This is a genomic window from Schinkia azotoformans LMG 9581 (assembly GCF_000307855.1).
GTDB classification, from domain to species: domain Bacteria; phylum Bacillota; class Bacilli; order Bacillales; family Bacillaceae_J; genus Schinkia; species Schinkia azotoformans.
Map to the genome: position 1 here is coordinate 1 of NZ_AJLR01000131.1, position 6,755 is coordinate 6,755.

Here is a 6,755-nt window from a genome sequence, read left to right on the forward strand (position 1 = left end):
CTCGAAAAACTACCTTTGAAAATCTGAGGCATCCGCCGGAGGCTTTAACTTTATTCAGTAGTGCTCTTCTACTGAATAAAGTTAAAAAGATATATTATCCAAGCCTACTTTTGATATAATGGGTGAAGTGAATTTTTATTTTCTATTTTATTTTTTATACAGAAAGGAAATCCAGAATGGAGCTAAAATCTTTACTTTCATGTTTATCGCATTATAAACAACTACAAAGTGGAAATCCTCCAATTTCATCCATTGAAATGGATTCAAGACAAGTTCGGGCAGGCAGCTTATTTGTTTGCATTAATGGATTTACAGTTGATGGCCATGATTTTGTTGAACAGGCTATTAGTAATGGGGCAAGTGCAATTCTAGCCGAGCGTGAATTAAATAATAGGGATATAAAGATTCCTTATATTGTTGTTGGTGATACAAAAAGGGCATTGGCGCAGTTGGCCGATTACTTCTATAATCAACCCACTAAAAAACTACGATTAATTGGTGTGACGGGGACTAATGGAAAGACGACAACAACCCATATTATTGACGAAATTTTTAAAGCAAATGGTGAACAGACTGGTCTAATTGGAACGATGTATATTAAAATTGGCAATCAAACAATCGATGTCAAAAATACAACACCTGAATCGTTAGTATTACAAAAAACATTTAAGGATATGGTTGAACACAAGGTTACAACAGCAACAATGGAGGTTTCTTCTCATGCTCTTGATATGGGGCGTGTTCGGGGCTGTGATTATGATATTGCTGTACTCACCAATTTAACTCAAGATCATTTAGATTATCATAAAACAATGGAGAACTATGCCCGTGCGAAGGGAATTTTATTTGCCCAGCTTGGTAGCTCTATTAACTATGAGAAGCCTAAGTTTGCGATTTTAAACAATGATGACTCAGTTTCAGAGTTGTATAAGAAGCTAACGGCCGGAGCCCAAATCTTAACCTATGGAATTGATTCTGAAAGTGATGTGAGGGCAACTAATATTAATATGAGTGGGCAAGGCACGTCGTTTTCTTTAACAACACCTGTAGGAGAAGCCGAGATTTCGATGAAGCTTGTCGGGAAATTTAGTGTTTATAATGTATTAGCGGCTGTAAGTACTGCAATAGCTGCAAAAGTTCCATTCCGAGTAATTATTGATACGGTTGAAAACCTGCAAGGTGTAGCCGGTCGTTTTGAACTAGTGAATGAAAATCAAGACTACACCGTGATTGTTGACTATTCCCATACACCGGACAGTTTAGAAAATGCTTTAACAACTGTCAAACAGTTTGCAAAAGGTAAAGTGTATGTAATCGTTGGCTGTGGTGGAGACCGTGATAAAACAAAACGTCCGATCATGGCACAAATTGCTGTGAAAAATAGCGATGTGGCAATTTTTACCTCTGACAATCCTAGAACAGAAGATCCAGTCCAAATACTAAAGGATATGGAAGCTGGTGTTCAAGGTGAACAATATCAAGTTTTCGTTGATCGGAAAGAAGCTATTTATTATGCGGTTGGCATCGCTGAGAAAGATGATATTATTTTAATAGCTGGTAAAGGGCATGAAACCTACCAGATTGTCGGAAAACAGATACTTGATTTTGATGACCGTAAAATTGCACGAGAGGCGATAAAAGGGGAGAGGTAAATGAAACTCTCGTTAAGTGAGATTTCGAAAAATTTTCCATCGAATGTTGGAACTAAAGATGCCAATATTTTTATTCATGAAATTACAACTGATAGCCGGAAAAAGGTTAATAAAGGATTATTTGTTCCGATTGTTGGCGATCAATTTGATGGTCATGATTTCATTCGAGATGCCATCAATAATGGGGCGATTGCTGGGCTTTGGCAGGAACATAAAGAAGTCCCAACCTTTATTCCTAATGATTTTCCATTATTTTTTGTAAAAGATACAATCGAAGGGCTACAGAAGCTGGCTAAATTTTATTTGCAGAAAATTAAACCGGTTGTTATTGGAATTACCGGATCTAATGGGAAAACAACAACAAAGGATTTAGTTTATTCCGTCTTGCAAAAGAAATATAAAACACATAAGACTCAAGGGAACTTTAATAATCATATTGGTTTGCCGTTAACGATACTTTCTAGCCCAGAAAATACAGAAGTCATTATTTTAGAAATGGGTATGAGTAATTTTGGGGAAATTTCACTCTTGAGTGAGCTTTCTAATCCTGATTATGCGATTATTACAAATATTGGAGAATCACATATTGAGTTTTTGGGAAGCCGTGCTGGTATTGCTAAGGCAAAGCTTGAAATTACGGGTGGTATGAAGCCGAACGGTAAGATCATCGTAGATGGAGATGAACCATTACTTTCTTCCATAGAAAAAGGTCTTTCAGTCATTCGATGTGGATTTAATACTGGTAATGATCTTTTAATAAGCAATGTGAAATTCGAGGATGATCATCATTGTTTTCTTGTTAACGAGAATCAGTTTGAACTTTCCCTACTTGGCAGGCATAATGTAAAGAATGCAAGCTATGCGATTGCTCTAGCCATGGAATTAGCAGTACCGATGGAAGACATTAAGGAAGGGCTTGAAAAAATTGAGGTAACTGGGATGCGGCTTGAGCGTATGATTGGGAAAAATGGTGCTTTGATCATTAATGATGCTTATAATTCCAGTCCTACATCAATGAAGGCCGCTATTGATACAGTGAAGGATTATCATCAATATGATCGAAAAGTCTTGGTATTAGGAGATATGTACGAACTCGGTCCAAATGAAGAAGAACTGCATCGCAGTGTTGCTGATGTTATTAATAAGCCGATTACAGATGTGATTGCGATTGGTGAAAAAGGGAAATGGATTGCAGATGAAATACGTAATCGTGAAATTCCTGTACATGTTTATAGTTTCCTGAGAAAAGAGGAAGCATTGCCTTTTATAACAGAAATATTGTCTCCGGAAGCTGTCCTTTTATTTAAAGCATCTAGAGGTGCTAAGCTTGAATCCTTAATTAACGAGTTAAAACAACAATAGGTGTCAGACCCTTCGGAAGGAGTCTGACACCCTATAAAGAATTTTTTCTAACAGAAGAAAGGGGGCTTTGGGATGCTTGAACGAAGTATGTTGATGACGATTATAATGGCTTTTCTAATTGCTGCTCTATTATCGCCAATTATGATACCATTTTTACGTCGCTTGAAATTCGGGCAAAGTATTCGTAAAGAAGGGCCGAAATCTCATCAGAAAAAATCTGGAACACCGACAATGGGCGGTGTGATGATTTTAGTTTCAATTATGGTTACAACTTTAGTGATGACAGGTAAGTTTTCAACTCCTACAATGGAAACTTATTTACTCCTGTTTGTAACGTTGGGATATGGGGTTATCGGTTTTCTCGATGATTTTATTAAAGTTGTGATGAAAAGAAATCTTGGATTAACCTCCAAACAAAAGCTGTTGGGGCAGCTAGTGGTTGCTATTATTTTCTTTTATTTTTTAAACAAAATGGGATTTTCTACATATATTAAGATTCCTGGAACAGAATTTTCGATTGATATTGGATGGACTTATATCATTCTGCTTATTTTTATGCTTGTAGGTGCATCTAATGCGGTAAATTTAACAGACGGTCTTGATGGATTATTAGCTGGAACAGCTGCTATTTCCTTCGGAGCATTTGCTATTTTGGCTTGGAATGCATCCCAATATGAAGTCGCTATTTTTTCAGTTGCGGTCGTAGGATCCGTACTAGGTTTCTTAGTGTTTAATGCCCATCCGGCCAAGGTATTTATGGGAGATACCGGGTCCTTGGCACTCGGGGGAGCGATCGCTGCGGTTGCAATCCTCTTAAAATTGGAAGTACTGCTTGTCATGATTGGCGGTGTTTTTGTAATTGAAACATTATCGGTTATTATACAAGTAATATCATTTAAAACAACAGGAAAACGGGTATTCAAAATGAGCCCTTTACATCATCATTACGAGCTAGTTGGTTGGTCAGAATGGCGTGTTGTTACAACTTTTTGGTTTATCGGGCTTTTGTTTGCATGTATCGGAATTTATTTAGAGGTGTGGATTTAATTGAAAACAACAATAGAGTATAAAGATAAAAGCATATTAGTATTAGGTTTAGCAAAAAGCGGTTTTGCAGCAGCAAGGATTTTAACACAATTAGGTGCGAAAGTTACAGTAAATGACCAAAAGCCGATAGACGACAGTCCTGAAATTCAAGAACTTCACAACTTAAATATTGAAGTAATTGGAGGTGGTCATCCGCCCGATATACTGGAACGCCCTTTTGATTTAGTTGTAAAGAATCCTGGAATTCCATATAGTAATCCAGTTCTACAAAAAGCACAGGAAAAATCTATTCCGATTATTACTGAAGTGGAAATCGCTTATCATATTTCCGAAGCGGAAATTATCGGAATAACCGGTTCTAATGGAAAGACGACGACGACAACATTAATCTATGAAATATTAAAGGAAGGTCAAAAATATCCGCTTATTTCAGGGAATATCGGAACCGTTGCCTGTGAAGTAGCCGCAAAAACAACTAAGGCCGAAGTGCTTGTGATGGAGCTTTCATCTTTTCAGTTGATGGGCACGAGATACTTCAAACCTAGAATTTCAGTTTTATTAAACATCTTTAACGCTCATTTAGACTATCACGGTACAAAAGAAGAATACGGAAAAGCAAAAGCGAATATTTTTAAAAACCAAACCAAACAAGATTATGCGGTTGTGAATGCCGATGATCCGTTTGTGATGGAGTTGGCGAATGATGCCAATGCAACGATTGTCCCGTTTTCTTTGACAAGGAAAAGCGAAAATGGTGCCTATATTAAAAACGGACAAATCATTTTTAAAAATGAGCCAATTATCGATATTGCCGACATCGTATTACCCGGCCGACATAATTTAGAAAATATTTTAGCGACTATTGCTGCAGTCAAGCTTTACGGAGTTTCAAATGAGGCGATTAGAAGGGTTTTGCAAACTTTTACTGGTGTTAAGCATCGTTTACAATATATAGAAACGATAAATGGGCGGAAAATTTTTAATGATTCAAAAGCGACAAATATATTAGCAACCCAAACGGCTATTGCAGCTTTCTCTGAACCAATCCTATTACTTGCAGGCGGTTTGGACCGTGGGAATAGCTTTGATGAATTAATTCCAAGTTTAAAGAAAGTAAAGGGCGTCATTGCTTTTGGACAAACAGCTGATAAAATTTTGGATGCGGCAAGAGAAGCGGGGATTAATCTCTTAAAACGTGTCGATAATGTGGAAAAGGCAGTAATAGCAGCCTATGATATGTCTAGTGAAGGTGACGTCATATTATTATCACCTGCATGTGCCAGCTGGGATCAGTTCAAAACATTTGAACAGCGGGGAGACATGTTTGTAGAATCTGTGCATAAACTTAAAGTAGACTAGTCCTGCTAAAGATTTTACTGCATAGAAAAAAGCGATTGAGGTGTCGGAAAGTTGCAGAATAAAAAATCCCCGCCTGATTTTATTCTTATTCTTGCTACTTTGTCCCTTTTAGCTGTAGGGATGATTATGGTTTATAGTGCAAGTGCTGTTTGGGCCAATTTCAAGTTTGATGATTCCTTCTTTTTTGCAAAAAGACAGCTATTATTTGCAGGAGTCGGGGTTATTGCGATGTTTGCCATTATGAATGTTGATTATTGGACATGGCGAACGTGGTCTAAAGTTATCTTACTCATATGTTTCTTGTTACTAATTGTTGTCTTGATTCCCGGGGTTGGGCTTGTTCGTGGAGGAGCACGCAGCTGGCTGGGAATAGGAGCTTTTTCGATCCAACCTTCAGAGTTTATGAAAATTGCGATGATCGCATTTTTAGCGAAATTCTTATCGGAAAATCAAAAGCTTATCACATCTTTTCGTAAAGGCTTAGTTCCTTCTTTATCATTAGTTTTTTTAGCATTTGGTCTAATTATGTTGCAGCCTGATTTAGGTACAGGCGTTGTGATGGTTGGAACCTGTGTTGTCATGATTTATGTAGCTGGAGCAAAGATTAGTCATTTTATGGGCTTAGGGTTACTAGGAGTTCTCGGTTTTGTAGCCTTGATTGCTTCAGCACCATATCGAATTAAACGGATTACCGCTTTCCTTGACCCATGGCAGGATCCTTTAGGAAGCGGGTTTCAAATTATCCAATCCTTGTACGCGATCGGTCCCGGCGGACTGCTTGGAATTGGACTCGGTCAGAGCAGGCAAAAGCATTATTATTTACCTGAACCACAAACCGACTTTATTTTTTCGATATTGGCGGAGGAACTGGGGTTTATCGGAGGTACCTTTGTAATCTTGCTTTTTAGTTTACTGTTATGGCGTGGTGTTAGAATTGCGCTTGGGGCCCCAGATTTATTTGGAAGCTTTTTGGGAATAGGCATTATTGCGATGATTGCTATTCAAGTGAGCATTAATATTGGGGTTGTAACTGGGCTAATGCCGGTAACTGGTATCACACTTCCATTTTTAAGCTATGGTGGGTCATCATTAACGTTAATGTTAATGGCGGTTGGCGTACTATTAAATATTAGCCGGTACGCCAGGTACTAACTTTATTCATCGTATTTGTGACTTTATAATGATTGACATTCTATTCATTTTTAGATGTAATATAAGAAGCTAAAACCCTGTGAAAACAGGGTTATCTTTTTTTAAAACATTGTCTAGCTCCAGCGCCTATCGCCTCGCAAACTTCAGGTCTTCTCCCTACGATAAGTCAACTAAGAATTGCTA

Annotated in this window: 5 protein-coding genes; all 5 read left to right on the plus strand. The window is 37.8% G+C overall.

Annotation, left to right across the window (positions count from 1 at the left end):
- The first annotated feature begins 176 nt into the window (after window positions 1-176).
- The gene (locus tag BAZO_RS16090; RefSeq protein ID WP_003332732.1) at window positions 177-1,652 is read left to right on the plus strand and encodes a UDP-N-acetylmuramoyl-L-alanyl-D-glutamate--2,6-diaminopimelate ligase; all 1,476 of its coding nucleotides are present in this window, start codon (window positions 177-179) and stop codon (window positions 1,650-1,652) included.
- Window positions 1,653-3,014, plus strand: a complete 1,362-nt coding sequence (locus tag BAZO_RS16095) for a UDP-N-acetylmuramoyl-tripeptide--D-alanyl-D-alanine ligase (protein WP_003332733.1) — start codon at window positions 1,653-1,655, stop codon at window positions 3,012-3,014.
- A 72-nt stretch (window positions 3,015-3,086) separates the two neighbouring features.
- Complete coding sequence (gene mraY, locus BAZO_RS16100; RefSeq protein WP_003332734.1) at window positions 3,087-4,061, plus strand: phospho-N-acetylmuramoyl-pentapeptide-transferase; 975 nt, start codon at window positions 3,087-3,089, stop codon at window positions 4,059-4,061.
- Window positions 4,062-5,420 carry a UDP-N-acetylmuramoyl-L-alanine--D-glutamate ligase gene (gene murD / locus BAZO_RS16105; protein ID WP_003332735.1) on the plus strand — a complete coding sequence of 453 codons (1,359 nt, stop codon included), beginning with the start codon at window positions 4,062-4,064 and terminating at the stop codon, window positions 5,418-5,420. It begins immediately after the preceding gene.
- 51 nt (window positions 5,421-5,471) lie between these two features.
- Complete coding sequence (spoVE, locus tag BAZO_RS16110) at window positions 5,472-6,572, plus strand: stage V sporulation protein E (protein WP_003332736.1); 1,101 nt, start codon at window positions 5,472-5,474, stop codon at window positions 6,570-6,572.
- Window positions 6,573-6,755 lie beyond the last annotated feature (183 nt).